The organism is Kitasatospora sp. NPDC059599 (assembly GCF_042735125.1).
GTDB lineage: Bacteria > Actinomycetota > Actinomycetes > Streptomycetales > Streptomycetaceae > Kitasatospora.
Map to the genome: position 1 here is coordinate 1 of NZ_JBHWCL010000117.1, position 25,028 is coordinate 25,028.

Below are 25,028 nucleotides of genomic sequence, written 5' to 3' on the forward strand. Positions count from 1 at the left end.
GAACCAGGCGTGCAGGTCCGGTCGGCAGCCGGTCTTCTCAGGAGTCGGCTTGCTCAGAGGTCGGCCTCCTCAGGAGTCGGCCTGTTCAGAAGTTGGCCTTCGCGAACGCGAGGGCCGCGCTCACGTTGGCGAGTCCCGGCCCGGTGGCCTCGTCCGGGCCCGGCCCGGCCGGGTTGTTGAACCGCGGGTGGTTGTGGCCGGCGGTGACGTCGGTGGCGGTCGTCACGAGTGCCTCCGTCACCTGCTGGACCGTCATGCCCGGCCGGCCGTTCTGGCCGAGCAGGACGGCGACTGCTCCGGCGATCTGCGGGGCGGCCGCCGAGGTGCCCGAGAAGAGCGCCCAGGCGTCGTCGAGGGTCGTGCCGTCGGGGGTGTCCGGCATCTGCCCGTCGCTCGCCTGACTCTGCTCGACGTCGAGCTCGCAGCCCGGCTGCACGGGGAGCATCAGGTACTGGGCCCGCGGCAGCATCCCCACCAGCCCGCAGACCGTGGGCACGACCTCACCGGGGAACCAGGGACTGGCGTACCCGCTCGCGTAGTCGGACGCCTGGACGCCGAGGCCCGGGCCGACGAACACCCCGCCGGCCGCGATCACTCCGGGGACCTGCGGTTCGACGGAGAAGTGGCCGTTGCCGGCCGAGAACACCACCACGATGCCCTTCTCCACCGCGTCCTTGATCTCCAGGATCCAGACCCGGGACGCTGCGGGTGGCTGCGGGTCCAGGGGCGGGAAGTCGAGGTCGCCACCCCAGGAGTTGGTGAGCACCCTCGGGTGAGCGGCCTTCGCCAGGAGGAAACCGGCCACGGCGCTGGTCAGGTTGCCGCCGGCGTCGCTGGCCCGGAAGAACTTCAGCTTCGCGCCGGGCGCCACGGCGAAGATGTTGGCCGACTCTCCCGTCCCGTGCCCGATCGGGTCCTTGGCGGGGCTGGTCCCGGGCACCACGGTGACGACGGGATCGACGTCGTAGCCCTGCAGGGTGAAGAAGGGGTGCGGGTAGTGTCCGGTGTCCACCATGGCGACGTCCACGCCCGCGCCCACCGCGCCCTGCGCGTGCGCAGCGGTGGCGCCGAGCAGCATGGCCACGTCGCCGGGGAGCCGCAGGTGGAACTTGCTCACGTTCGGTGGCTGCGGGCTCGGCGACAACCGGTAGCAGGAGCGCGGCTGTTCGAGCACGACGGCCTCGATGTCGTCGGTGTCCGGCGCGGCCCCGACACCCCGGGCGGCGGGCTGGTCCGGGCCCACCAGGTCGAGGTGGGTCACGTAGCGGCGGCGCCCGGTCGACACGTGCTGGAGGGCCTCGTACGAGGTGACCCGGCCACCGGTCAGGCGCTCGTAGGCCGCCGGCGATCCGTAGACCGTGAAGCCGAGTCGGCTCTCGGCGGTGACCGTGAGTCCGGCCTCCTCCGCCCGTTCCTTGGCCCGGGTGCGGACGGTTTCACCGGCCCGGAACGGCGCGGCCGAGGTCAGGTCGGTCGCCTCGGTCATCGGCGTTCCACCCTCCGACCGTGCCGACACGTAGCCGAACACCAGGTCGGGAGGAGGTTGCCCGTTCTGCGTTGTCGTGGGAAGCATCATGTCTCCTCAGGGGATGAACCGGGCCTCGGGTACCCGGGAGAACTGTCGTCATGCGTCAGGGAAAGGGGTTCCGGGACCGGCAGTACGGTGACGGACCGTACGGCTTCCCGGAGTTCGTCCGGGACGGGCAGGGCCTCCGCGCCCGAGGGGGAGACCGGGCCGTGCCCGAACACCTCCCGGAACCGCGCCGTCGGGCCCGTGACCAGCGCACCGGCGGCCATCGGCAGGACCGAGATCCCGCGCCCGGCACACCAGTTCCGCAGGGCGTCGAGCCGCGCGCCGTCGCCGGACCGCAGCTCGACCACGGCCTCGACGGCACCCGGTCCGGAGCCGCGTCCGGTGCCGTGTCCGGCGCCCGGTCCGTGGCCCTGTGCCGTGTCCATGGTTCCTAGGCGGCCGCCCGGGGCTGGGCCGCCGCACTCGGGGCAGGCGCGCTCGGGGCCGCCGCGCTCGGGGCAGGCGTGCCGTACTGCTGGGCGAAGGCCGTCCGGGCCATCGGATGGTCCGACTCCAGCAGCAGGGCGTCCCCGCTGTCACGGGCCCGCTCCAGCTCGGGATGCAGCGCGGACTCCTGTGCCGCGAACAGCACTTGCACCCGCCCGTCACCCGAACCGCGCTTCGCCACCGGTGCCACGGCGACGGCCTGGCCACCCGCGTCGACGACCCACAGCCGGAAGTCGTCCCTCTTGAAGAAGACGATCTCCGTCACCGGGCTCGGGTAGTGGTGCACTCCGCCGCCCTGCGGCAGCGCCGCGGAGTGCACCGCGTGGGGGAGCGGCACGCTGGCGTTGCAGATCGAGTCGGTCCACCGCTGCACGCCGGCGGCATCCGTGATCGGGGTGTCGAGCAGCTCCCCGATGCCGAGTTCCCGAACCGCGTCAGGACAGAGCGCGTACAGCCGTTTCGCGTTCTGCCGCAGCAGGTCGACCTTCGAGGGGTCGGCGCAGAACTGCGCGGACCACTCGATCCCGACCAGGTTGCGGACCAGGAACCAGCCTTCGGAGTCCTTGAGCCACAGGCCGCCGCCGTGGTGGTCCTCCACCGGCTCGGAGCCGTAGAAGGGCTTGTCGAGCGTGTCGGTCAGCCGGTGCATCTCGGCCCGGGCGGCCTGGTACTCGGGGGAGTCGGCTCGCGGCGGGTGCCCGGGGATGTTGATCGTCCAGCCGAGGTCCTCGGACTCGGTGTGCGGCTGTGTCGGGTCGCCGCGAGTTTCGGCAGTCATGGAGACCTCCCATGAGCCTGGTACGCATGTGGGCTGGATTTACATGCCACATTTACGTTGTATCTCCAGACTGCGCGCTGCGTCGCGACGGGTCAAGGCCGTGCGCGCACATACCGGCCGTGGCCCGGTACTGCGGGGCCGCCACCGGCCGCTCCCCGGTGGGGCCGGTGTACGTTGTCAGCTTCCCCTGCCTACGTCGGCCGGGCCGGCACCCCCACCCGGGGCCCGGGCGGTGCCGGGGGCCTGCTCAGTCGGGCGTGCGGATCCGGTGACTCCCCGGCCCGCCGAGCCGCGTGGTCAGCCGCAGCCCGGCCGGGGTGGGGGTGAGCGTCGCGGCGGCGATCCGGCCGGTCGGGTCCGTCACCACGGGCTCCGGCGTGCCGGCGGGGAGCAGCAGGTCAAGGGTTTGCGGACGGGTGCCGTGCACGGTCGCCTCGGTGAGACGGCCGCCGTCCCAGCGGAGGTCGACGGTGAGACCGCCGCGGGCCCGCAGCCCCCGTACGTGGCCGGTCGGCCAGGCCTCGGGCAGGGCCGGGAGCAGCCGCAGGACGCCGTTGTGGCTCTGCAGCAGCATCTCGGCGACGGCGGCGGTGGCGCCGAAGTTGCCGTCGATCTGGAACAGGTCCGGCGGGTGCAGGCCGAGGAGATCGGCCGCGGAGTGGTCGGTGAGCAGGCCGCGCACGCTGCGGTGGGCGAGGTCGGCGTCACCGAGGCGGGCGGCGAGGGCCGCCACCCAGGCCAGGCTCCAGCCGGTCGATCCGCCGCCGTGGTCGAGGCGGCGGGCCAGGGCGAGCCGTGCGGACTCCGCGCCCGCCGGGTCGGTGAGCGGGTCGACGGCACTGCCGGGGTAGAGGCCGTAGAGGTGGGACAGGTGGCGGTGGCCCGGGTCCTCGTCGGGGAGGTCCTCCCACCATTCGAGCAGGCGGCCGTCCCCGCCGGTCGGCGGTGGGCGGAGCCGGCCCCGGGCGGTGTCCAACTCCTCGGCCAGGTAGGCGTCCACACCGAGGAGGCGGGCGGCGGAGGCGGTGTTGGCGAACAGCTCGGCGGTCAGCCAGTGGTCCATGGTGGCCGCGGCGGAGACGGCGGCGAGGCCGCCGTCGGGCAGCCGGAAGTGGTGCTCGGGTGAGGTGGACGGGCAGGTGACCAGGTGGCCGTCGCGGTCCTCGGTGAGGAAGTCCAACAGGAAGCGGGCGGCGCCGCGCATCAGCGGGTAGGCCCGTTCGGCCAGGAAGTCGTGGTCCCCGTCGAAGAGGTGGCGCTCCCACAGGTGCGCGCAGAGCCAGGCGCCGGCCATCGGCCAGTTCGCCCAGGAGGGTGAGCCGGAGACGGGGCCGGCGGAGCGCCACAGGTCCACGTTGTGGTGGACGGTCCAGCCGCCGGTGCCGTAGTAGGCGGCGGCGGTCCGGGCGCCGGTGCGGGCCAGGTCGGCGATCAGGTCGAAGAGGGGTTCGTGGCAGGGGGCGAGGCCGGTGGTCTCGGCGTGCCAGTAGTTCATCTGCAGGTTGATGTTGGTGGTCCAGTTGGAGTTCCACGGTGGGGAGGTCTCGGTGTTCCAGATCCCCTGCAGGGTGGCGGGTTGGCTGCCGGGGCGCGACGAGGCGATCAACAGGTAGCGGCCGTAGGCGAATTGGAGGGCGGTCAGGGCGGGATCGGCCCGGCCGGCCCGGACGGCGGCGAGCCGTTCGTCGGTGGGCAGCGCACTCGGGGGGCCGTCGCCCAGGCGCAGCGCGGTGGCGCGGTACAGCCGCCGGTGGTCGGCGAGGTGGTCGGCGAGCAGCTGTCCGTACGGCCGGGCGGCGGCCGCGTCCAAGCGTCGTTCGAGCTGCGCCGTCGGTCCCTCGTCGGGGCCGGCCGGGGGCTCGGTGTGGCCGCGGAAGCCGGTCTCGGCGGCGACCAGCAGGAGCACCTCGTCGGCGCCGCGCACCGTCACCGTGCCGCTCGTCCGCTCGACCCGGCCGCCGGAGGCCACCACGTGGAGCCCGGCCGCGAAGCCCGTGCCCTCGCCGGGGCGGTAGCGCACCGGGCCCTCCTCGCCGAAGGCCACGTGCGCGGGGGCCCGGCCGGTGAGGACGAGGCGGTCGGGGCCGGTGCCGCCGGTGTGCGGGTTCGGGTGCGGTGTGTCGAAGCGGGCGGTGAGGTCGATCCGGCCGGGGGCGGACGAGGTGATCCTGGTGACCAGGACGTCCGCGGGGGCCGATACGTGGGACTCGCGCAGGATCTGCGCGTCGCCGCTCCGGTAGGAGACCCGGTGGACGGCCTCGTCGAGTTCCAGCGAGCGTTCGTAGTCGTCCGACGGCCCGTCGCCGAGCTCCAGTCGGAGGGTCGCGAGCGGCTGGTAGGCCTCGGTGAACGGGCCCTGCATCCGGGTCGCGAGGGCGTCGGCGCGGGCGTAGTCGCGGTCGGCCAGGACGGCGGCGCGCAGTTCCGCGAGGTGCTCGGCGGCGTCGGCGTCGGCGGCGTCGTGCGTGCAGGGCCCGCCGGACCACAGGGTGTCCGCGTTGAGGTGGACGGTCTCGCCCACGCCGGACGGGTCGGCGCCGCCGGGGCGTTCCGCGCCGCCGAGGAACAGGGCGCCGAGCCGGCCGTTGCCCAGTGGCAGGGCCTCCAGGAAGGAGCCGGCCGGCCGGCGGTACCAGAGGCGCTGGTGGTCGGAGGCCGGATCGGACGACAAGGCCGGTGTCCTTTCGAAGGGTTGGGGTGACCGGGCGGGCCCGGATCAGCGGCCGCCGGTGGGGGCGGTGCTGTCCCGGACGACCAGCTCGGGGCGCAGCAGCTGGATCGAGTTGGCCGGGCTGCCCGAGCGGGTGAGGGCGCGCAGCAGCAGCTCGACCGCCTCCCGGGCCATCTCCCGCTTGGGGATGGCCACCGTGGTGAGGGCCGGCCGGGCCAGGCCGACCTCCGGGTTGTCGTCGTGCCCGACGATCGACAGGTCGTGCGGGACGGAACGGCCCGCGGCCCGGGCGGCCTCCAGGGCGCCGAGGGCGAGGACGTCGTGGGTGGCGAACACCGCGGTGATCGCCGGGTCGGTGGTCAGCGCCGTCGTCGCCGCCGCGAAGCCGCCCGCGGGGGTGGGTTCGGGTGCCGTGTGGACGGCGGTGTCGGGGACGGTCAGGCCGTCGGCGGCGAAGGCGCGCCGGAAGCCCGCCACCCGGGGGGCGTGGTCGGGGCTGGCGAGCACGGCGACGTGTTCGTGCCCGAGTTCGCGCAGGTGGCGCCCGGCCAGGAAGCCCGCCCGCTCGTAGTCGATGGTGACCACCGGGAAGCGGTCGGGGGCGTCGGTCTCCCAGGCGCACAGGGCGACCGGGAAGGCGGCCTCGGCCAGCAGCGGCAGGTGGTCGATCAGGTCCCGGTCGCCGGCGATCAGCAGCGCGTCCACCGAGCGGCTGGTCAGTCCGGCCAGGTGCCGTTTGGCGCGCTCCCCGTCGAGCCGGGTGGTGCAGAGCAGCAGGTGGTAGCCGTTCTCGTCGAGGACGTCCTCGACCTCCTCGACGATGTCGGCGTAGAAGGAGCCCGTCACGGTGGGGACGAACAGGCCGACCGTCCGCGTGGCGCCGGTGGCGAGGGAGCGTGCGACCAGGTTGGGGGTGTACCCCAGCTCCTCGATCGCGGCGCGCACCCGGGCCGCGGTCGCCGGGCTCACGGCTCCCCGCCCGCGGATGACGTTGGAGACGGTCTGCTTCGTGACCCCGGCACGCTCGGCCACGTCCTGCATCGTCACCATGGCTGGATCCTTCGATTTACCGGTCAACTTGCTTTCGATGAAACGTAGGGCATCGATGAAGGGCCGTCAAGATTGATCCAAACCCTTGTCCCGGCGGTGACTTGAGGATTCGTCGCCGGGGCGCTGCCCGGTTGCCCAGAGTCGGACGTCGATTCTGCAAGGACTCTTGATTTACCGGTCAACCCGACCGTATCGTCCCAGCCATCCACCGCGACGCCCCTGTCCCCGGGCCCCGGCTGACGGTCCGTCCGCAGGGCATCTCGCGCCTCCGAGAGGAACCACCCATGGGTAGAACGACCATGTCCGCACGTCGCGTCCTCGGCGCGGCCACCGCCGTCGCACTCGCGCTCGGGGCGAGCGCCTGCGGCAGCGGCTCGGGGAGCGACGCGAAGGCCGCCGGCAGCTTCGGCTACTGGTCGATGTGGCGCGCCGACGAGCCGCAGGCCCAGGTGCTGAAGGCCGCGATCGCCGACTACACCGCCGCCACCGGTGCCAAGGTGAACGTCACCTGGGTGGGCCGGGACATCGCCAAGAAGATCGGCCCGGCGATCGCCGCCAACCAGGCCCCGGACCTGTGGGACGAGTCCGACGACAAGGTCTACGGCACCACCGCCGCGGCCGGTCAGGCGCTCGACCTCTCGCCGGTGCTGCAGCTGCAGGTGCCGGAGGAGAACGTCCCGGTCTCCCAGGTCATCCCGGCCAAGTACTTCGACATGCTGCCGAAGGACCCGTCCGGCTCGAACCACTACGTGATCCCGTACGAGGTCGTCACCAACGCGATGTTCTACAACGCGGCCGACCCGGCGGTCGCCGCGGCCATGCCGACCCCGCCCACCGACTGGGCCGGCCTGCTCAAGGTCTGCGACGCGCTGAAGGCGGCCGGGAAGGCGTGCATCGCCTCCGAAGGCGAGGACCCGTGGACCAACGGGCTGTTCTTCGACTACCTGCTCAACGGCGCCGGAGTGAACGTCGCCGAGCTCTCCGCCGACAGGTCCGGCGCGGCCTGGGACAACCCGGCGGTCCTCACCGCGGCGCAGCAGGCGGAGCAGCTGGTCAAGGGCGGCCACCTGATCCCGGGTTACGACGCCACCAAGTTCCCGGCCCAGGAGACCAACTGGACGGCGGGCAAGGCCGCGTTCTACATGGACGGCAGCTACGTCACCGCCGAGATCGCCAAGCAGGTCCCGGCCGGCTGGAAGACGGCCTCGATCCTGCCGCCCACCGCGAAGGCCCCGGACGCGGGCCTGTTCGGCTTCGCGATCCCCAAGCGCGCCAAGAACGCGGCCGCGGCGCAGAAGTTCATCGCCTTCTTCCTGCAGAAGAAGCACCTGTCCGGGATCTCCACCACCGCGCTCAACATCACCCCGCGCGCCGACATCCCGGCCCCCGCGGAACTGGCCGACGTCCAGAAGACCCTCGAAGCCCCGACCCTGCGCCTCGGCTTCGACGGCGTGGGCGGCAGCTGGCTGCCCAAGGTCCTGAACGAGAACTACCTGGACTTCTGGCACGGCAAGATCACGGCCGCCCAGTTCGTCGCCAAGTGCAAGTCCGACCAGGTCACCTACTGGCAGACCGAGGGCTGACGGTGGCGACGACGATCGAGAGCCCGCCCGGGACGGACGCCGCCCGGGGCCGGTCCGGGCGTGCCGTCCGGGCCGGCGTCGGCCCGCTGGAGCGCCAACGCCGCCGGGTGTTCTGGCCGTTCACCGCGCCCGCGCTGGTCGCGTACGCGGTGCTGTTCATCGCCCCCGTGTGCTACGCCCTGTGGACCAGCCTGTACCGGTGGGACGGCATGGGCGAGATGGACTGGCGCGGTCTGCAGAACTACACCCTGCTGTTCCGCGACCCGAGGTTCCGCACCTCCCTGTTCAACACGCTCGACATCATGGTCATCGGCGGCACGATCACCTTCGTGCTCAGCTTCGCGCTGACCCTGGTGCTGCGCGAGATGCGGGCCAGGCTCTTCGCCCGGTCGGTGCTGTTCTTCCCGTCGCTGGTCAACGGCATGGTCTTCGGCATCGCGGCCGGCTTCCTGTTCTCGCCCACCGGCCCGGTGAACCAGGCGCTGGAGCTGTTCGGGGTGACGACACCGCCCAAGTGGCTGTCTACGGACAACCTGCTGCCGATGGTCCTGGGCACCCTGGTCTGGACGGCGACCGGCTACTACACCTCGATCATCATGGCGGCGGTCGACCAGATCCCCGACTACCTCTACGAGGCGGCCGAACTGGACGGCGCAGGCCCCTTCCAGCGCTTCCGGCACATCACCCTGCCGTGCGCCTGGGACGTCATCGCGGTCTGCGCGGTGCTGTGGACCGTCAGCTCGGTGAAGATCTTCGAGCTGATCCTGCTCTACGGCGGAAGCACCAACGCCTACCCGCCGGTGAGCAGTTGGAACACCGCCGTGTACGTGTACAGCGAGGCCTTCCCGCAGGGCACCGTCCCCCGGCTGGGCACGGCCACCGCCGCCGCGACGGTCAGCCTGGCCATGGTCACCCTGATCACCGTCGTGCTGCGCCGCCTGCTGCGCCGCGAGCCGGTCGAGTACTGACCCGTCGCGTCCCGGCCCCCCACCGCAACCGGAAAGGTCACCACCCGTGCGACGCACCAACCGAGCCGCCGGACTCGCGAGCAGGATCGGCACGGCCGCCGTCTGGCTCGTCGTCGCCGCCGACCTGCTGCTGGTCCTGTGGATCCTCCTGACCTCGCTGCGCAGCGGCCCCGACATCCTGCAGCACGGTTTCGGCCTGCCGACCAGCCCGAAGACCGACAACTACACCACCGCGCTCGACGCGGGCGGCTTCGCGCGGGCGGCCCTCAACAGCGTGCTCACCGCCGGCCTCTCCTCCGTGGTCGCCGTCGCCCTCGCCGCGCCCTGCGCCTACGCCCTCGCCCGGCGCCGCTCGCGGACCTCCTCGGCTCTGACGATGACGTTCGCCATGGGCCTCGGTGTGCCCGGCCAGGTGCTGGTGGTGCCGCTGTTCGTCGGCCTGTCCCGGGTGGACCTGACCGACAGCGACCTCGGCCTCGGGCTGGTCTACGTCGGCCTGGCGATGCCCTTCACGGTCTTCCTGCTGACCGGCTTCTTCAGCGGCATCCCCGGTGTGCTGGAGGAGGCCGCCGTCCTGGACGGCGCCGGACCGGTGCGGACCTTCGTCCAGGTGGTGCTCCCGGTCGCCCGGGGCGGGCTGGTCACCGCCTTCCTCCTGCAGTTCATCACCTCCTGGAACGAGACCCTGTTCGCCCTCGTCCTGACGAACAGTCAGGGGGCGACCACCCTCCCGGTGGCGCTCTCCTCGTTCGTCGCGGCACAGCAGTTCAATGGCCTGGACTTCGGCACGATGTTCGCCGGAGTCTGCATCATCCTCGCCCCGATGATCGCGCTCTTCTCCTGGATGGGCTCGCGGATCATCCAGGGCATGACGGTTGGAATCGGAAAGTGACGTCTTCCCGCGTGACCTCGACACTGCGCACCGACCTGCTCCGCATCGACGGCACCCCCGACCCGGTCGGCGGCGCCCTGCCGATCCTGCACGGCCTGCCCCGGCAGACCGGGGCCGGCGCCGGGGTCGACGACGAGATGCGCCGCAACCTCGCCTACGGGGCGCCCGGCACGCTGCTGCCGTACACCCGGCAGGGCGGGTACGACCGCGTCCGCGCGGAGCGTGAACTCCCGTGCGTGGTCCTGGAGAACGAGAACCTGACCGCGACCTTCCTGCCCTCCCTCGGAGGGCGGCTGTGGTCCCTGGTCCACCGGCCGAGCGGGCGGGAGCTGCTGCACCGCAACCGGATCCTCCAGCCCGCCAACCTCGCCCTGCGCGACGCCTGGCTGGCCGGCGGGGTGGAGTGGAACCTCGGCGCCACCGGGCACTGGCCGCTGACCTGCGAGCCGCTGCACGCCGTCCGGGTGGCGGCGCCGGACGGCACCCCGGTCCTGCGGATGTACGCCTTCGAGCGGCTGCGGCGCCTGGTCCTGCGACTGGATGCCTGGCTGCCCGCCGGCTCCCCGGTGCTGTACGTCCACATCGCCGTGCACAACCCCTCGCCCACCGAGACGCCGGTCTACTGGTGGTCCAACATCGCCGTGCCCGAGGACCGGGACGTCCGGGTCCTCGGCCCGGCCGGCCACGCCTTCCACTGCGACTACGTCAGCGACCTGCGGCGGGTGCCCTTCCCGGAGGTCGACGGCACCGACCGCAGCTACCCCGGCCGGCTGCCGCGCGCCGCCGACTACTTCCTCGACCTGCCCGCCGGCCGACGCCCCTGGATCGCCGCGCTGGACCGCGCCGGCACCGGGCTCGTCCAGACCTCCACCGCGCGGCTGCGCGGCCGCAAGCTGTTCTGCTGGGGCACCGGCACCGGCGGCAAGCACTGGCAGGAGTGGCTCTCCGGCCCGGGGGCCGCCTACCTGGAGATCCAGGCGGGCCTGGCCCGTACCCAGTTGGAGCACCTCCCGATGCCCGCCGGCGCCACCTGGTCCTGGACCGAGGCGTACGGCCTGCTGCAGGCCGATCCGCAGGTCGTGCACGGGAGTTGGGAAGGCGCCCGGGAGGCTGCCGGCGAGGCGCTGGACCGGCTGGTCCCGCCGCTGGAGCTGGAGCTGGCCGACGCGCTGGCCGACGGGTTCGGCGCACCCGAGGAGGTGCTGGCCGAGGGCGCGGGCTGGGCCGCGCTGGAGATCGAGGCCGGCGCCCTGCCGGCCTCGCCCGGTCTGCCCTTCGGCGAGCCGACCGCCGCCCAGGAGCCCTGGCGGCAGCTCCTCAGGACCGGAACGCTCCCGGTCTGCGACCCGCCGGCCGAGCCGGTCACCGGCGCGCACTGGCAGCTGCTGCTGGAGGGGAACGCCACGGACTGGCACGCGCTGTACCAGCTCGGGCTGCTGCGCCTGGCGGCCGGGGAGCGGGAGTCCGCCCGGGAGGCGTTCGAGCGCTCCGTCGCCGCGCAGGCCTCGCCCTGGGCGCTGCGCTCGCTCGCGTTCCTCACGCCGGAACCGCGGGAGGCCGCCGAGCTCATGCGCTCGGCCCACCGACTCCGGCCGGAACTACGGGAGTTGACGATCGAGACGCTGGAGTCGCTGCGGCGCGCCGAGCGCTCCGCCGAGGCCCTGGCGTTGATCGAGGAGCTCTCCCCGGCGGACCGGGCGCACGGGCGGATCAGGCTGGTCGAGGCGGAGGCGGCGCACGCCTGCGGCGACGACGACCGGGTCCGGCGCCTGCTGGCCGAGGGGATCCAGGTCGACACCATGCGCGAGGGCGAACTCTCCCTGGACTCCCTCTGGCTCGCCGTCCACCCCGGCACACCGGTGCCGCCGCAGTACGACTTCCGGATGGCCGACGGCTGACCGCCGGCTTCCCCCACGACCACTCTCCCGTTCCGCACCCCCACAGCAGGGGCGCAACGGTGCGCCCCGTCACGGAAGAGGAGCAGTACCCGTGTCACTCCTACGCACCCGATGGGCCCACGCGCTCACCGCCACCGCGCTGGCGGCGCTCGGTGCCGGCACCCTGTCCGCCGCCCCCGCACCGGCCCCCGCCAAACCGGCGCCCGCCGCCACGTACACCATCGCGATCGGCGGGACCGGCTCGTACGCGTACCCCGACGACACGCCGGCCGGTGTCTACACCGACAAGGACGGCACGTTCTACTTCCAGCAGTCGCACTCGCTGTACGGCGCGAAGGACTCGCGGCAGTGGGACTTCTACACCGGCGCGGACTTCGAGAGCGCCACCAGGTCGGCCGCGATCAGCGACGCCGTCAACCCCGCCGACCCGAACGACCGCAACGACGACACCACCCGGCGGTGCAACGACAGCCCCACCGGTCTGCGGGCCACCGACCCGCCGCAGGGCTCCGGCTACTCCCAGCGCAACTTCTGCGACCTGGTCGGGGTCTGGGTCGACCCGGACACCGGCGACTGGTACGGGCTGGTGCACAACGAGTTCACCCCGCAGCCCTTCGGCGACGGCCTGCACTACGACGCGATCGACTACGCCGTCTCCACCGACCAGGGCCGGACCTGGACCATCGAGGACCACGTCATCACCTCCCCGTACAGCACCGCCCGGGGTGACGACGCCGCCTTCCCCAACCAGACCTACGACTACGGCGACGGCGACCCCCGCCTGTTCGTCGACACCGCCTCGGGCTACTTCTACGTCTACTACGGCTCCCGGATCATCCCCAAGGCCGGTGTGGGCGGCGGCAACGGCGGCCTGGCCCACGTCGCGCGCGCCCCGATCTCGGGGAAGATGGCGCCCGGCTCGTGGCAGAAGTGGTACGACGGCACCTGGACGCAGCCCGGCCGGGGCGGCCTGGAGAGCACCATGGTGCCGGTCACCCCGACGGCGCCGACCGGGTACACCCCGCCCGCGAACGACTACCACCCGAGCACCCCCGGCTCGGTGGACCAGCAGGTCCGGGCGGGCCGACTCCCGGCCAAGTCACCGCTGTTCATCATGAACATCGCCTACGACGCCTACCTGGGCCTGTACATCGGCGAACCCGAGGTGGTCTCCGGCACCGCACCGCAGCAGTTCTACGCCACCAAGGACCTCGCCACCCAGCAGTGGAGCCTGATCGGCGACAGCGGCAGCGGCTACACCTCCGGCTCCTGGTACCGCTGGATGCTCGATCCCGCCACCCGCACCGGCGGCACCGTCATCGGCAGGACCTTCCGCTCGTACTGCTCCATCGCCTGCGCCACCTCCGACGGCGAGTACGCCGATATCACCATCGGCTCCTCCGCGCCGGCCGCCCCGCCGGTCGACCTGACGAGGACCTACCGGATCCAGAGCGGCAACGGCCGGGTCCTCACCCAGTCCGCCGACGGCTCCGCGGTCACCTCCGCGGCCCGGCCCGCCGGATCCGTCCGCGAGTCCTGGAGGTTCCTGGCCGAGGGAGACGGCTCCTACCGGATCGCCAACGCGGCCACCGGGCAGCTGCTGGGCGTCGACTCCGCGTCGACGGCCGGCCGGGCCTGGGGCGCCGGGCTGACCGCGACCACCGCCGTCGGTGGTAACGCCACGGTCGGTCAGCAGTGGTTCATCCTCCCCGGCAAGGCCGGCAAGGGCCGCTTCCAGCTGGTCAACCGCTACAGCGGCCTGGTGATCGGCATGTCCGGCACCGCCGGCCGACTCGCCGAGACCGCGCCCGCCCGCACCTGGAGCGACACCACGGGCAGCCCGGTCGGTGCCGGCCGCACGGCGGCCGAGCAGGCCCTCTCCTTCGCCCCGACCGGGACGGCCCCCGAGGCGGTCGTGCTCACCGCCCCCGGCGACCAGTCCGGCACCGTGGGCCAGGCCGCCTCGGTCCGGCTCGGGGCCACCGACAGCGCCGGCAAGCCGCTCGCCTTCACGGCGACCGGCCTCCCCGCTGGGCTCTCCGTCAGTCCCGCGGGCCTGATCACCGGCACCCCGACCGGTGCCGGGGTCTCCACCGTCACCGTCACCGCCTCGTCCGGCACCGCGAGCGCCTCGGCCACCTTCACCTGGACGGTCGAGCCGGACCTCAGCGGGAACCACACGCCGACCACGGGCGGCAAGGCCCTCGACGACGCGGACGGCAGCACCACCGCCGGCAACGGCCTCATCACCTGGACCGCGTCCGGCGCCGCCGACCAGCTGTGGCAGTTCCGTCGGCAGCCGGACGGCTCCTACGAGCTGGTCAACGGCCTCTCGTCGATGTGCGCCGACGTCGACGGCGGCTCCACCGCCGCCGGCGCCCGGATCATCCAGTGGCCGTGCACCGGCGGCGCCAACCAGCACTGGAAGGTCCGGCCGACGGCCGACGGCTCGTACACCGTCACCTCGGCCCGCAGCGGACTGCAGCTCACCACCGCCTCGACCGCCGACGGCGCCCCGGTGACGCAGGAACCGGACACCGGCTCGCCGCTGCAGCGGTGGTCGATCGACTGACCCGGGCCCGTCCGGCGGGACGGGCCTGACACCGGGCCCCGGGGGCTGCCACCCCCGGGGCCCGGCACCTCTGCTCCCCAGCCCGCGCACGGATGTGCGCCACAACCCAGGAGGACGTCATGGCCCACGTGGACGACGAGATCGCGAGCCAGCCCGAGTGCTGGCAGCGCGCCCTCGACCTGACCCCGAAGCAGCTGCCCGAACCCGGCGAGCGCGTGGCGGTCGTCGGCTGCGGCACCTCGCTGTACATCGCCCAGGCCTACGCGGCGCTGCGCGAGAGCCTCGGACTGGGGGAGACCGACGCCTTCGCCGCCTCCGAGTTCCCGACGGCGCGGCGCTACGACCGGGTGGTGGCCCTCACCCGCTCCGGTACGACCACCGAGGTGCTGGACGCGCTGGCGCGCACCCGCGGCACCGAGACGGTGGCGATCACCGCCGACCCGTCCACCCCGGTCGGCGAGGCCGCCCGGCACGTGGTGGCACTGGAGTTCGCCGACGAGGAGTCCGTCGTGCAGACCAGGTTCGCCACCACCGCCCTCGTCCTGCTGCGCGCGCACCTGGGCGCCGTGCCGCCGGACCTGCCCGAGCAGGCGAGCCGGGCACTGACCGCCGCGCTGCCCGAAGGGGCGCTCGGCGCCGGACAGTTCACCTTCCTGGGCACCGGCTGGACCTGCGGCGTGGCGCAGGAGGCGGCGCTCAAGGTCCGGGAGGCGTCGTCCTCGTGGACGGAGTCCTACCCGGCCATGGAGTACCGGCACGGACCGATCAGCGTCAGCGGCCCCGGCAGCGTGGTGTGGTTCCTCGGCGTGCCGCCGGCGGGCCTCGTGCCGCAGATCGAGCGGACCGGTGCGCGGGTCTCGGTGTCCGACCTCGACCCGCTGGCGGACCTGATCCGGGCGCAGCGCCTCGCCGTCCGGCTGGCCGTCGGCCGCGGCCTGGACCCCGACCGTCCGCGCCACCTGACCCGGTCGATCGTGCTGGACGGGTCGTGACCCCGGTCGCAGGCACGGTCATCGCGCTGGACGTCGGCGGCACGCACATCAAGGGTGTCGTGGTCGACGGCGGCCGGCCGGTCGAGTCCGCGCAGTGGCCCACCCGGGCCGAGCGCGGGCCGGACGCCGTCCTCGACACGGTGCTGCGGTGCGCGGACGACCTGAGGGCCCGAGCCGCCCGTCGGGGCACGCCGCCACGCGCCGCCGGGATCGCCGTCCCCGGCCTGGTGGACGAGACCAGCGGCACCGCCGTCCTCGCCGCCAACCTCGGCTGGCGCGACCTGCCCCTGCGCAGCCGGGCGGAGGAGCACCTGGACCTCCCGGTGGCCTTCGGGCACGACGTCCGGGCCGGCGCCCTGGCGGAGAGCCGCCTGGGCGCGGGGCGCGGCTGCGCCTCCTTCGTCTTCGTCCCGGTCGGCACCGGGATCGCCGCCGCGCCGGTGCTCGGCGGACGGGTGTTCGCGGGCAGCCGCGGATTCGCGGGCGAACTGGGCCACCTGGTGGTGCGACCCGGCGGCGATCCGTGCGTCTGCGGCAACCACGGCTGCGTGGAGACGCTGGCCTCCGCCTCGGCGATCGCCCGCCGCTACCGGAGGGCCACCGGGGACGCCGGGGCGAGTGCCGAGGACGTCCGCGCCCGGGCCGTGTCGGGCGACCGCCCGGCCGGCCGGGTCTGGACCGAGGCGGTCGAGGCGCTGGCCGACGGCCTGGCCGCGCTGACCGTGCTGCTCGACCCGGAGCGCCTGGTCATCGGCGGCGGGCTGGCCCTGGCCGGCGAGGCGTACCTGGCGCAGCTGGGGACCGCACTCGCCGAGCGGCTGCCGTTCCGCCCGGCGCCGCCGCTGGTGGCCGCGGAACTGGGTCACCGGGCCGGCAGTCTGGGGGCGGCCCTGCTCGCCGAGGATCTGTCGGCGGGTGGTGGCCGGTGATCCTCACCGTCACGCTCAACGCCGCCCTGGACCTCACCTACCGGCTGCCGGAGGTCCGGCCGCACGCGAGCAACCGCGTGCGGACCGTCAGCGGGCAGGCGGGCGGCAAGGGCATCAACGTCGCCCGGGTCCTGGCCGCCCTCGGGCACGCCGCGACCGTCACCGGCCTGGTCGGCGGGCCGACCGGGCGGGCCGTCCGGGCCGAGCTCGCCGAGGCCGGACTGCCGGACGAACTGGTCGAGGTCGCGGGGGAGACCCGTCGGACGGTCGCGGTGGCGGACGACCGGGACACCACCGTGCTCCTGGAACCCGGGCCCGAGATCTCGCCGCCGGAGTGGCGGCGCTTCCTCGCCCACTACGAGCACCTGCTGCCCGGCGCCTCCGTCGTCGTCCTGTCCGGGAGCCTGCCGCCCGGACTGCCGGTGGACGCGTACCGCGGGCTCGCCGAGCGGGCCCGGGCCCACGGCGTCGCGGTCGTCCTGGACGCCGACGGGCCCGCGCTGGTACGAGCCCTGCCCGCCCGGCCGGCCGTGGTGAAGCCCAACGCCCACGAACTGGCCGCCGCGACCGGGACCGCGGATCCGGCCGAGGGCGCGGAACGGCTGCGCGCCGCCGGTGCCGAGGCCGTGGTCGCCTCGTTCGGCCCGGACGGACTGCTCGCCCTGACCTCCGAGGGCCGGTGGCGGGCCCGCCCGCCCGAGGCCGTGGCCGGCAACCCGACCGGTGCGGGTGACGCGGTGGTCGCCGCCCTCGCCCTCGGCCTGGCCACCGGTCTCCCGTGGCCGGAGCGGCTGCGCCGGGCCGTGGCGCTGTCCGCCGCCGCCGTCCTCGCCCCGCAGGCCGGCCGTTTCGACGCGGAGGCCCACCACCGCCTGCTCACCCTCGTCCGGACCGAGGAGCTCGGCCGGACGCATCCTCAAGGAGAAGCATGCCCCTAGTCGGAACCGGGGAGATCGTCGCACCCGCCGCCCGCGGCGGCTACGGTGTCGGCGCGTTCAACGTGATCCAGCTGGAACACGCCGAGGCCATCGTCACCGGGGCGGAGGCGGCCGGCGTGCCGGTGGTCCTGCAGATCAGCGAGAACGCGGTGCGCTACCACGGGGGCCTCGCGCCCGTCGGCGGCGCCGCGCTCGCGGTGGCCCGGGCGGCGGCCGTGCCGGTGGCCGTCCACCTGGACCACGCCACCGAGCCGGCCCTGGTGGCGGAGGCGGTCCGGCTCGGCTTCGGGTCGGTGATGTTCGACGCCTCGGTGCTGCCGTACGCGCAGAACGTGCGGGCCACGGCCGAGGTGGCGGGGCTGTGCCACGCCTCGGACGTCTGGGTGGAGGCCGAAGTCGGCGAGGTCGGCGGCAAGGACGGCGTGCACGCGCCGGGTGCCCGGACCGACCCGGCCGAGGCGGCCGAGTTCACCGCGCGCACCGGCGTCGACGCGCTGGCCGTCGCCGTGGGTACCTCGCACGCCATGCTCACCCGCACGGCGAAGCTGGACCTCGGCCTGGTCGCCGCCCTGCGGGCCGCCGTACCGGTGCCGCTGGTGCTGCACGGCTCCTCGGGGGCGTCGGACGAGACCTTGGCGCGGGCGGTCGCGCACGGCATGACGAAGGTCAACATCGCGACCCACCTCAACCAGGCGTTCACCGCGGCGGTCCGCGACCGCCTCGCCTCCGAGCCCGCGCTGGTCGACACCCGGACCTATCTGGGGGCCGGCCGGGAGGCGGTGGCCCGGGAGGTGGCGCACCTGCTCGGGGTGCTGACGGCGCCGCGGCCGGCGGTCGCCACGCCCTGACCCGGGAAGCGCCACGGCCGCCCGTCCCCGTCGGGGGAGGGGCGGCCGTCGTCGTTCGCGGCCGAAGGCCGCGGCCACGTCCAAGCCCTGATCGCGCTCGCACGGCGCAGGGTGGATGTCCGGTGGGTCCGCCTGCGCGACAGCCGGGTCTTCACCCCCACTCGGCCGGTCGCGCAGGCGGTTTGACTCCGTCTTCGACTCCTCCTGGTCGCCGGGTCAGCCGGGCACGATGCCGCGCAGCCGCTCGGCGGCGGCCTCCGGGCTCACATCGGTGACGAAGGCGTCGAGTCCGGATTCCACGCCCGCCAGGTACTTGAGCTTGCCGGGCGCGCGCCGGATGGTGAACAGCTCCAGGTGCAGCGCGAGTTCGTCGCCGCCGTCCTTCGGCGCCTGGTGCCAGGCGGAGATGTACGGGGTCCGGTTCGGCGCGGAGCCGGCGGGCGCGGGGAACAGGCCGTCGAAGCGGCGCAGCAGGTCGAGGTAGAGGCGGGGGAACTCGGCGCGCTCGGCCTCGTCCAGTGCGGTGAGGTCGCGGACCCGGCGGTGGGGGTAGAGGTGGACCTCGTACGGCCAGCGGGCGGCGAACGGTACGAAGGCGGTCCAGTGGTCGCCCTGGAGCACCAGCCGCTCGGGGGCGGCCCGTTCGGCGGCGACGAGGTCCTCGAAGAGGTTCCGCCCGGTGCTCGCCCGGTGCGCCTCGGCCCGGGTGATCATCCGGGTGGTGCGGGAGGGGACGAAGGGGAAGGCGTAGATCTGCCCGTGCGGGTGGGCCAGGGTGACGCCGATCTCCTCGCCGCGGTTCTCGAAGCAGTACACCTGCTGCACGTCGGGCAGGGCGGACAGCTCGGCCGTGCGGTCGGTCCAGGCGTCCAGCACCAGACGGGCCTTGGCCTCGTCCAGGTCGGCGAAGGAGGCGTCGTGGTCGGGGGCGAAGCAGACCACCTCGCAGCGGCCGGTGCCCGGCCGGAGGGTGCGCAGGGGCTCGTCGTGGGCCGTGACGTGAGCGGCCGAGTCCGGGGCGAGCGAGGGGAAGCGGTTCTCGAAGACCACGACCTGGTAGTCGCCCGCCGGGACCTCGCTCAGCCGTCCCTCCCGGGAGGGGCAGAGCGGGCACTCGCCGGCCGGCGGGTGGTAGGTCCGCTGCTGGCGGTGGGCGGCGACCGTCACCCACTCGCCGAGCACCGGGTCGAGCCGGGTCTCGGAGAGGCTCGCGGCGGGCTCCAGCGGGCGTTCGTCCAGGGCGTCGCGAAGCGTGCCCGGCCCCCGGTCGTAGTAGAAGAGTGCGCGGCCGTCGGCCAGCTTGGTCGCGGTCTTGTGCACCGCTGTGCTCCTTATGCGTGGGGCGTCGGCCCGCCTGTGCCGACGTCAAACAGAATCAAACATTTGCGATCTTTTGTCAACAGGTTTAGACCTACCGCCGATCGCCGGATGTCCTCGACTTGCCCTGTCCCCGACGGGAAATCCGCAGGTGTTGACCGCAGATGCCAATCATGTTTGATTATGTCGAAATCAGCTCCCGTCCGCCGGTGAACGGCCCCCGCGGGAGCCGAAAACGACGCACGCGCACGACGTACGGGAGCTGAACAGATGACCGAGCAGGCCGCCATCGACTTCGAGGCCGTCCACGGCGCCCGGCCGAGCGGCGTGTGGGCCGCTCCCGGCCGGGTGAACCTGATCGGTGAGCACACCGACTACAACGACGGCTTCGTCCTGCCCGTCGCCCTCCCGCACCGCGTCGAGGTCACCGCCCGCCGCCGCGAGGACGGCCGGGTGCGGCTGTACAGCGCCCAGGGCGACGGCACGATCACCGACCTCGCGCTCGACGGCCTGGCCCCCGGCGTGGTCACCAGCTGGGCCGCCTACCCGGTCGGCGTGTTCTGGGCCCTCGCCGAGGCCGGGCACCCGGTCGGCGGCGCCGACCTGTTCTTCGACAGCGACGTGCCGACCGGAGCCGGGCTCTCCTCCTCCGCCGCCCTGGAGTGCGCCACCGCCGCCGCCCTCGACGACCTGTACGGGCTCGGCCTGTCCGCGCCGGAACTCGCCCTGGTCGCCCAGCGGGCCGAGAACGCCTTCGTCGGCGTGCCCTGCGGGGTGATGGACCAGATGGCCTCCGCCTGCTGCACCGACGGCGCCGCGCTGTTCCTGGACACCCGGACGCTGGAGCAGCGGCACGTCCCGCTCGACCTGGAGGCGGCCGGGCTGCGGCTGCTGGTGATCGACACCCGGGTCAAGCACGACCTCGGCGACGGCGCCTACGCCGCCGTGCGGGCCGGCTGCGAGCGCGCCGCCGGCCTGCTCGGCCTGGACGCGCTGCGCGACCTGCCGGCCGCCGACCTCACCGCGGCCCTCGCGCGCCTTCCCCGGGAACTCGCCCCGCTGGTGCGGCACGTGGTCACCGAGAACCAGCGGGTGGTCGAGACGATCGCGCACCTGGAGGGCGGCCGGATCGCGGCGCTGGGGCCGATCCTGACGGCCGGACACGCCTCGCTGCGCGACGACTACCGGGTCTCCTGCCCCGAGACGGACCTCGCGGTCGAGGCCGCCGTGGCCGCCGGCGCGCTGGGCGCCCGGATGACCGGCGGCGGTTTCGGCGGGTCCGTCATCGCCCTGGTCGGGGCCGCCGACGTGGAACCGGTCGCGGAAGCGGTGCGGTCGGCCTTCCGCTCGGCGGGCTTCGCCACCCCGGTGGCCTTCACCGCGCTGCCGTCGGCGGGGGCGCGACGGGTGGCCTGACCGGTCCGGAGCGGCCCGGTCAGCCGGCGGCCGGCACCACGACGAGCTCGCCGACCGCGTCGGCGAGCTCGCTGCGGGCCGCCGCCGGGAGGGCGTCGTCGGTGATGAAGCAGTCGACCTCCGCCAGGGTCGCGAAGCTGCTCAGGCCGACGACGCCCCACTTCGTGTGGTCGGCGACCACGACGGTGCGGCGGGCGGAGGCGATCAGGGCCCGGTTGGTCTGTGCCTCGGCCAGGTTGGGCGTGGTGAGCCCGGCCCGCTCGCTGACGCCGTGCACGCCCAGGATGAGCAGGTCCACGTGGAGGGTGCGGATCGTCTGGTCCGCGAGGGCCCCCACCAGGGCCGCGGAGCGGGTCGGCGCCCCTCCGGTCACCAGCAGCGACGGGACGGACTCCCGCCCGTCGCTCTCGGCCGCCCACAGCAGGTCCGCGATCCGCAGGGAGTTGGTGACGACCGTCAGCTGCGGGACCTCCAGCAGTCGGGAGGCGACCGCGTAGGTGGTGGTGCCGGCGGACAGCGCGACCACGCTGCCCGGTTCCACGAGCTGCGCCGCCGCGTCCGCGAGGGCGGCCTTGGTGCCCTCCTCCAGTTCGGACTTGACGTCGAAGCCGGGCTCGTCCGTGCTCGCGGCTCCCAGCGCGATGGCGCCGCCGTGGACCTTCTGCACGGAGCCCTGGCGCGCCAGGGCGTCCAGGTCGCGGCGGATCGTCATGTCCGACACGCCGAACTGTTCGACCAGTTCGGCGACGCGTACCGCGCCGGCCTTGCGGATGGCCTCCAGGATCAGCGCCTGGCGCTGCGGGGCGAGCAAACTCTGATCAGCCACGGAGGCCCTTTCGATCGAACGGGTGCCTGGTTGCTCCCGCTTCCTTCCGGGGGTCGACCCTGTCACGGTCGTGGACGGACGCGCGCGACCGCTCCGGGAGGGGCGGGGCGGCCGGAACGTTCGCGTCGGCGTCCGGGCCGCGTCCGGTCGCGACATGATCCAGTATTCCAGGACGTCGGTGCCTCCCACGTCCGTCGGCCGAGGCCGTGGGGCGGGGAGCTGCCGCACCCGCCCGGATGCACGGAACCGCCGGTGCCACGCTCAGGGGTGGCACCGGCAGTTCCGTTCGCGGTCCGGCCGACCCTCGACGGCCGACCGCTCGTTCCGCCACCGGCCGGCTCCGGACCCGCTGCCACTGTGCGGCGGGACCGGCCACGCGACCGGCCGGGGCGGACGTCAGGGGAGTCGGACCAACGGGACACCGGATCCCGGCGTCCGCGGGGCGGGCCCGGTGGGGGAGGCGGCCCCGCGCGGCGCGCGTCGGGGAGGTCCGGCTTCCCGGGAGGCGCGGTTCCCGGGAGGTCCGGTTCCCGTGCGGCGGTGCGGTGCGGTGCCCCGCCGCACGGGGTCCGGGGTCAGGCGGGCAGGCCGACCGCCCGCTCGCGGTTGCGGCGCTGCTGGATGACGACGGCGGCGACCAGCAGGGACCCCTGGGCGACGTTCTGCCAGAAGGCGTTGATGCCCTGGACGGTGAGGCCGTTCTGCAACGCGCCGAGCAGCGCCACGGCGAGCAGGGTGCCGCCGATGCTCCCCTTGCCGCCCTTGAGGGCGCAGCCGCCGAGCGCCGCGGCGGTGATCGACTGCAGCTCCAGGCCCTCGCTGCCGGAGACCGGCTGGCCGCTGCCGGTGCGGGCGGTGAGCAGCACCCCGGCCAGGGCCGCGACGGTGCCGGAGAGGGCGTAGGCGGCGATCAGGTACTTGTTGAGGTTGATGCCGGCCAGCCGGGCGGCGGTGTCGTTGCCGCCGATGGCGTAGACGTTGCGGCCGATGTCGGTGTAGGTGAGCAGGGCGTGCACGGCGACGGCGGTGAGGATCAGCAGCCAGACCATGGTGGGCAGGCCGGCGATCTTGCCCCGGCTGAGGAAGACGAAGACCGGGTCGTTGAGAACGTAGCCCTGGGCGCGGCCGTCCGAGACGAGCTGGGCGACGCCCTTGTAGGCGGCCAGTCCGGCGAGGGTGGCGATCGTCGGGTTGACCCGGCCGTAGATGATGACGACCCCGTTGAACAGGCCGATGCCGGCGCCGACGGCGAGCGCGGCACCGATGCCGAGGTAGGGGTTGGCGCCGGTGGAGGTGAAGACCATGGCGCTGGTGACGGAGGCCAGGCCGGCCTGGGAGCCGACCGAGATGTCGAGGCCGCCGCAGATGATCACGACGGTCTGGACGACGGCCAGCAGGCCGGAGATGGTGGCGGCCTCGGCGATGACCTGGACGTTGTCCCAGCCGACGAAGTTGGGGTTGAGCCAGCCGAACAGCCCGACGACGGCGACGAGGGCGCCGATCAGGCTGAGGTTCTGGCCGCCGACAGCGGCGAACAGGGCGCGCGGGCCGCCGGACCGGCCGGGCAGGGCTCCGGCGTCGGGCGCCGGGGCGGTCGGGGGAGTGGCGGTGGTCATCGGGTCTCTCCGGTCTGGGCGGGGGCGGCGGTGGCGAGGTCGTCGACCATGGCGAGGTCGTCGGCCATGGCGAGGGCGAGGATGGCCTCCTCCGTCGCCTGCTCACGGGTCAGTTCGCCGGTCGTGCGGCCGTTCTGCATCACCACGACCCGGTCGGCGAGGCCGAGGACCTCGGGCAGCTCGGAGGAGATGACCAGGACGGCGGTGCCCTCGCGGGCGAGGTCGGCGATGATCTGGTAGATCTCGGCCTTGGCGCCGATGTCGACGCCGCGGGTGGGTTCGTCGAGGATCAGCAGGTCGGGCTTGCGGGCGAGCCAGCGGGCGAGGACGACCTTCTGCTGGTTGCCGCCGGAGAGGGTGCGGACCTCGGCCTCGATGGAGGGCGCGCGCACCCGCAGCCGGTCGGCGTACTCCTGGGCGAGGGCCCTCTCCTGGCGGTGCTTGACGAAGCGCCAGCGGCGCAGTCGACCCAGGCTGACCAGCGAGGTGTTGTCGCGGATCGTGCGCTGCAGGAACAGCGCCTGGGCCTTGCGCTCCTCGGGGGCCAGGCCGATTCCGGCGGCGATGGCGGCGCGCGGGTCCTTCAGCCGCAGGACCTCGCCGTTGAGGGACACCGTGCCGGAGCGGATCGGGGTGTCGCCGGCCAGGGCGAGGGCGAGTTCGGAGCGTCCGGCGCCGATCAGGCCGGCCAGTGCCACGACCTCGCCGGCCCTGACCCGAAGGCTGATGTCGTGGACGTCGTCGGTGGTGAGGCCCTGCACGTCCAGGACGACGCGGTCGGTGGCGACCTGTTGGCGGACGAAGAGCGAGGAGAGGTCGCGGCCGACCATGAGCCGCACGAGTTCGCTCTCGTCGGTGGCGGCGGCCTCGACCACCCCGGCGACCCGGCCGTCGCGCAGGACGGCGATGCGGTCGGCGAGCCGGAAGATCTCCTTCATCCGGTGGGAGACGTAGACGACCGCGATGCCCTCGTCGCGGAGCCGTCCGATCAGGGCGAACAGGGCCTCGACCTCGTGCTCGGAGAGCGAGGAGGTGGGCTCGTCGAAGGCGATCGCGCGAGGGGGTACGGAGCCGGTCAGGGCTCGCATGATCTCGACCAACTGGCGCTGGGCAGCAGTGAGTTCGGAACCGAGGAGGTCGGGGTCGAGGACCTTGTCGAAGCCGAGGCGGGCCAGGTCCGCGGTGATCCGGCGGCGCAGTTCGGCGCGGTCCAGACGGCGCAGACCGGTGCGGGGAAGCGAACCGGCGTAGACGTTCTCGGCGACGGGGACGTGCGGGATGATCTCGGGTTCCTGCGGGATGATCCGGATCCCGGCGCGGCGGGCGTCCTGCGGGGAGTGCAGGTCGACGTCCTCGCCGTCCAGCAGGACGCGTCCCTCGGTGGGGTGGTGGTCACCGGTGAGGATGCGCAGCAGGGTGGACTTCCCGGCGCCGTTCTCGCCCATCAGGGCGGTGACCCGGCCGGGCGGGAAGGTGAGGGTGACGTCCTTCAGAGCCTGGACGGAGCCGAAGCGCTTGGACACGCCCTCGGCACTCAGGCCGGGCGAGCCGCTCGCCGGCGGTACGGGTGACGGTACGGGTGTGGTCATCGGGGCCTCGTTGGCAGTGCGGTGCGTACGGTCTGGGGGAGCCGTGCGCGCTCGGCCGAGCCGGCGGTCGTGCGTACGGTCTCCGGGAGCGGCGCCGGCGCGGCGGGTCGGTGCCCGTCCGCCGC

The 25,028-nt window shown here is 73.9% G+C and carries 19 protein-coding genes; 10 read left to right on the forward strand and 9 right to left on the reverse strand.

The window, feature by feature from the left end; translation table 11 throughout:
* Window positions 1-85: 85 nt before the first annotated feature.
* The 5 genes from ACFV04_RS31565 to ACFV04_RS31585 form a co-directional block, all read right to left on the reverse strand.
* The gene (locus ACFV04_RS31565) at window positions 86-1,486 is read right to left on the reverse strand and encodes a S8 family serine peptidase (protein WP_380347457.1); all 1,401 of its coding nucleotides are present in this window, start codon (window positions 1,484-1,486) and stop codon (window positions 86-88) included.
* Window positions 1,487-1,572: 86 nt separating this feature from the next.
* Complete coding sequence (locus ACFV04_RS31570) at window positions 1,573-1,959, reverse strand: hypothetical protein (RefSeq protein ID WP_380534186.1); 387 nt, start codon at window positions 1,957-1,959, stop codon at window positions 1,573-1,575.
* A gap of 5 nt (window positions 1,960-1,964) precedes the next feature.
* On the reverse strand, window positions 1,965-2,798 hold the full coding sequence (locus ACFV04_RS31575) for a DUF6424 family protein (protein ID WP_380534188.1): 834 nt from the start codon (window positions 2,796-2,798) through the stop codon (window positions 1,965-1,967).
* 247 nt (window positions 2,799-3,045) lie between these two features.
* Entirely contained in the window at window positions 3,046-5,469 is a 2,424-nt protein-coding gene (locus tag ACFV04_RS31580; protein WP_380534190.1) for a glycoside hydrolase N-terminal domain-containing protein, read from the reverse strand.
* 45 nt (window positions 5,470-5,514) lie between these two features.
* Window positions 5,515-6,519 (reverse strand): LacI family DNA-binding transcriptional regulator, encoded by a 1,005-nt coding sequence (locus tag ACFV04_RS31585; RefSeq protein ID WP_380534192.1) that lies wholly within the window; start codon window positions 6,517-6,519, stop codon window positions 5,515-5,517.
* 299 nt (window positions 6,520-6,818) lie between these two features.
* On the opposite strand from ACFV04_RS31585, the gene ACFV04_RS31590 reads away from it, so the two are divergent.
* The 9 genes from ACFV04_RS31590 to ACFV04_RS31630 all read left to right on the forward strand — a co-directional run bounded on the left by ACFV04_RS31590 (window position 6,819) and on the right by ACFV04_RS31630 (window position 18,139).
* Window positions 6,819-8,102, forward strand: a complete 1,284-nt coding sequence (locus tag ACFV04_RS31590; protein ID WP_380534194.1) for an ABC transporter substrate-binding protein — start codon at window positions 6,819-6,821, stop codon at window positions 8,100-8,102.
* 2 nt (window positions 8,103-8,104) lie between these two features.
* On the forward strand, window positions 8,105-9,070 hold the full coding sequence (locus ACFV04_RS31595) for a carbohydrate ABC transporter permease (RefSeq protein ID WP_380347463.1): 966 nt from the start codon (window positions 8,105-8,107) through the stop codon (window positions 9,068-9,070).
* A 46-nt stretch (window positions 9,071-9,116) separates the two neighbouring features.
* The gene (locus ACFV04_RS31600; RefSeq protein WP_380347464.1) at window positions 9,117-9,962 is read left to right on the forward strand and encodes a carbohydrate ABC transporter permease; all 846 of its coding nucleotides are present in this window, start codon (window positions 9,117-9,119) and stop codon (window positions 9,960-9,962) included.
* Window positions 9,963-9,973: 11 nt separating this feature from the next.
* Window positions 9,974-11,860, forward strand: coding sequence for a DUF5107 domain-containing protein (locus ACFV04_RS31605; protein WP_380534197.1), 1,887 nt, complete (start codon window positions 9,974-9,976; stop codon window positions 11,858-11,860).
* Between the two features lie 91 nt (window positions 11,861-11,951).
* Window positions 11,952-14,432: an RICIN domain-containing protein gene (locus tag ACFV04_RS31610; protein ID WP_380534199.1), complete on the forward strand. Its 2,481-nt coding sequence runs from the start codon at window positions 11,952-11,954 to the stop codon at window positions 14,430-14,432.
* 119 nt (window positions 14,433-14,551) lie between these two features.
* Window positions 14,552-15,424 (forward strand): SIS domain-containing protein, encoded by an 873-nt coding sequence (locus ACFV04_RS31615; protein ID WP_380534201.1) that lies wholly within the window; start codon window positions 14,552-14,554, stop codon window positions 15,422-15,424.
* Complete coding sequence (locus tag ACFV04_RS31620) at window positions 15,421-16,353, forward strand: ROK family protein (RefSeq protein ID WP_380534203.1); 933 nt, start codon at window positions 15,421-15,423, stop codon at window positions 16,351-16,353. The genes ACFV04_RS31615 and ACFV04_RS31620 overlap by 4 nt, the downstream gene beginning before the upstream one ends.
* Window positions 16,350-17,291: a 1-phosphofructokinase family hexose kinase gene (locus tag ACFV04_RS31625; protein WP_380534205.1), complete on the forward strand. Its 942-nt coding sequence runs from the start codon at window positions 16,350-16,352 to the stop codon at window positions 17,289-17,291. Before ACFV04_RS31620 ends, ACFV04_RS31625 begins: the two co-directional genes overlap by 4 nt.
* On the forward strand, window positions 17,282-18,139 hold the full coding sequence (locus ACFV04_RS31630) for a ketose-bisphosphate aldolase (protein WP_380534207.1): 858 nt from the start codon (window positions 17,282-17,284) through the stop codon (window positions 18,137-18,139). Before ACFV04_RS31625 ends, ACFV04_RS31630 begins: the two co-directional genes overlap by 10 nt.
* 216 nt (window positions 18,140-18,355) lie before the next feature.
* On the opposite strand, the gene galT is transcribed toward ACFV04_RS31630, so the two are convergent.
* Window positions 18,356-19,459, reverse strand: coding sequence for a galactose-1-phosphate uridylyltransferase (galT, locus tag ACFV04_RS31635; RefSeq protein WP_380347471.1), 1,104 nt, complete (start codon window positions 19,457-19,459; stop codon window positions 18,356-18,358).
* Window positions 19,460-19,726: 267 nt separating this feature from the next.
* On the opposite strand from galT, the gene galK reads away from it, so the two are divergent.
* Complete coding sequence (gene galK, locus ACFV04_RS31640) at window positions 19,727-20,872, forward strand: galactokinase (protein ID WP_380534209.1); 1,146 nt, start codon at window positions 19,727-19,729, stop codon at window positions 20,870-20,872.
* 19 nt (window positions 20,873-20,891) lie between these two features.
* Here galK and ACFV04_RS31645 read toward each other — a convergent pair whose 3' ends face one another.
* From ACFV04_RS31645 to ACFV04_RS31655, 3 genes are all read right to left on the reverse strand, one after another.
* Window positions 20,892-21,698 (reverse strand): DeoR/GlpR family DNA-binding transcription regulator, encoded by an 807-nt coding sequence (locus ACFV04_RS31645; protein ID WP_380347473.1) that lies wholly within the window; start codon window positions 21,696-21,698, stop codon window positions 20,892-20,894.
* 575 nt (window positions 21,699-22,273) lie between these two features.
* Window positions 22,274-23,314: an ABC transporter permease gene (locus ACFV04_RS31650; RefSeq protein WP_380534212.1), complete on the reverse strand. Its 1,041-nt coding sequence runs from the start codon at window positions 23,312-23,314 to the stop codon at window positions 22,274-22,276.
* A complete protein-coding gene (locus tag ACFV04_RS31655) occupies window positions 23,311-24,903 on the reverse strand; it encodes a sugar ABC transporter ATP-binding protein (RefSeq protein ID WP_380534214.1) in 1,593 nt (530 codons plus the stop codon). Before ACFV04_RS31655 ends, ACFV04_RS31650 begins: the two co-directional genes overlap by 4 nt.
* Window positions 24,904-25,028 lie beyond the last annotated feature (125 nt).

Bases quoted from the DNA above. Each gene is read 5' to 3' on its own strand.
- ACFV04_RS31575 (WP_380534188.1), bottom strand. From the start codon at position 2,798: ATGACTGCCGAAACTCGCGGCGACCCGACACAGCCGCACACCGAGTCC.
- ACFV04_RS31590 (WP_380534194.1), top strand. From the start codon at position 6,819: ATGTCCGCACGTCGCGTCCTCGGCGCGGCCACCGCCGTCGCACTCGCG.
- ACFV04_RS31565 (WP_380347457.1), bottom strand. From the start codon at position 1,486: ATGACCGAGGCGACCGACCTGACCTCGGCCGCGCCGTTCCGGGCCGGT.
- galK (WP_380534209.1), top strand. From the start codon at position 19,727: ATGACCGAGCAGGCCGCCATCGACTTCGAGGCCGTCCACGGCGCCCGG.
- ACFV04_RS31570 (WP_380534186.1), bottom strand. From the start codon at position 1,959: ATGGACACGGCACAGGGCCACGGACCGGGCGCCGGACACGGCACCGGA.
- ACFV04_RS31650 (WP_380534212.1), bottom strand. From the start codon at position 23,314: ATGACCACCGCCACTCCCCCGACCGCCCCGGCGCCCGACGCCGGAGCC.
- ACFV04_RS31630 (WP_380534207.1), top strand. From the start codon at position 17,282: ATGCCCCTAGTCGGAACCGGGGAGATCGTCGCACCCGCCGCCCGCGGC.
- ACFV04_RS31585 (WP_380534192.1), bottom strand. From the start codon at position 6,519: ATGGTGACGATGCAGGACGTGGCCGAGCGTGCCGGGGTCACGAAGCAG.
- ACFV04_RS31655 (WP_380534214.1), bottom strand. From the start codon at position 24,903: ATGACCACACCCGTACCGTCACCCGTACCGCCGGCGAGCGGCTCGCCC.
- ACFV04_RS31615 (WP_380534201.1), top strand. From the start codon at position 14,552: ATGGCCCACGTGGACGACGAGATCGCGAGCCAGCCCGAGTGCTGGCAG.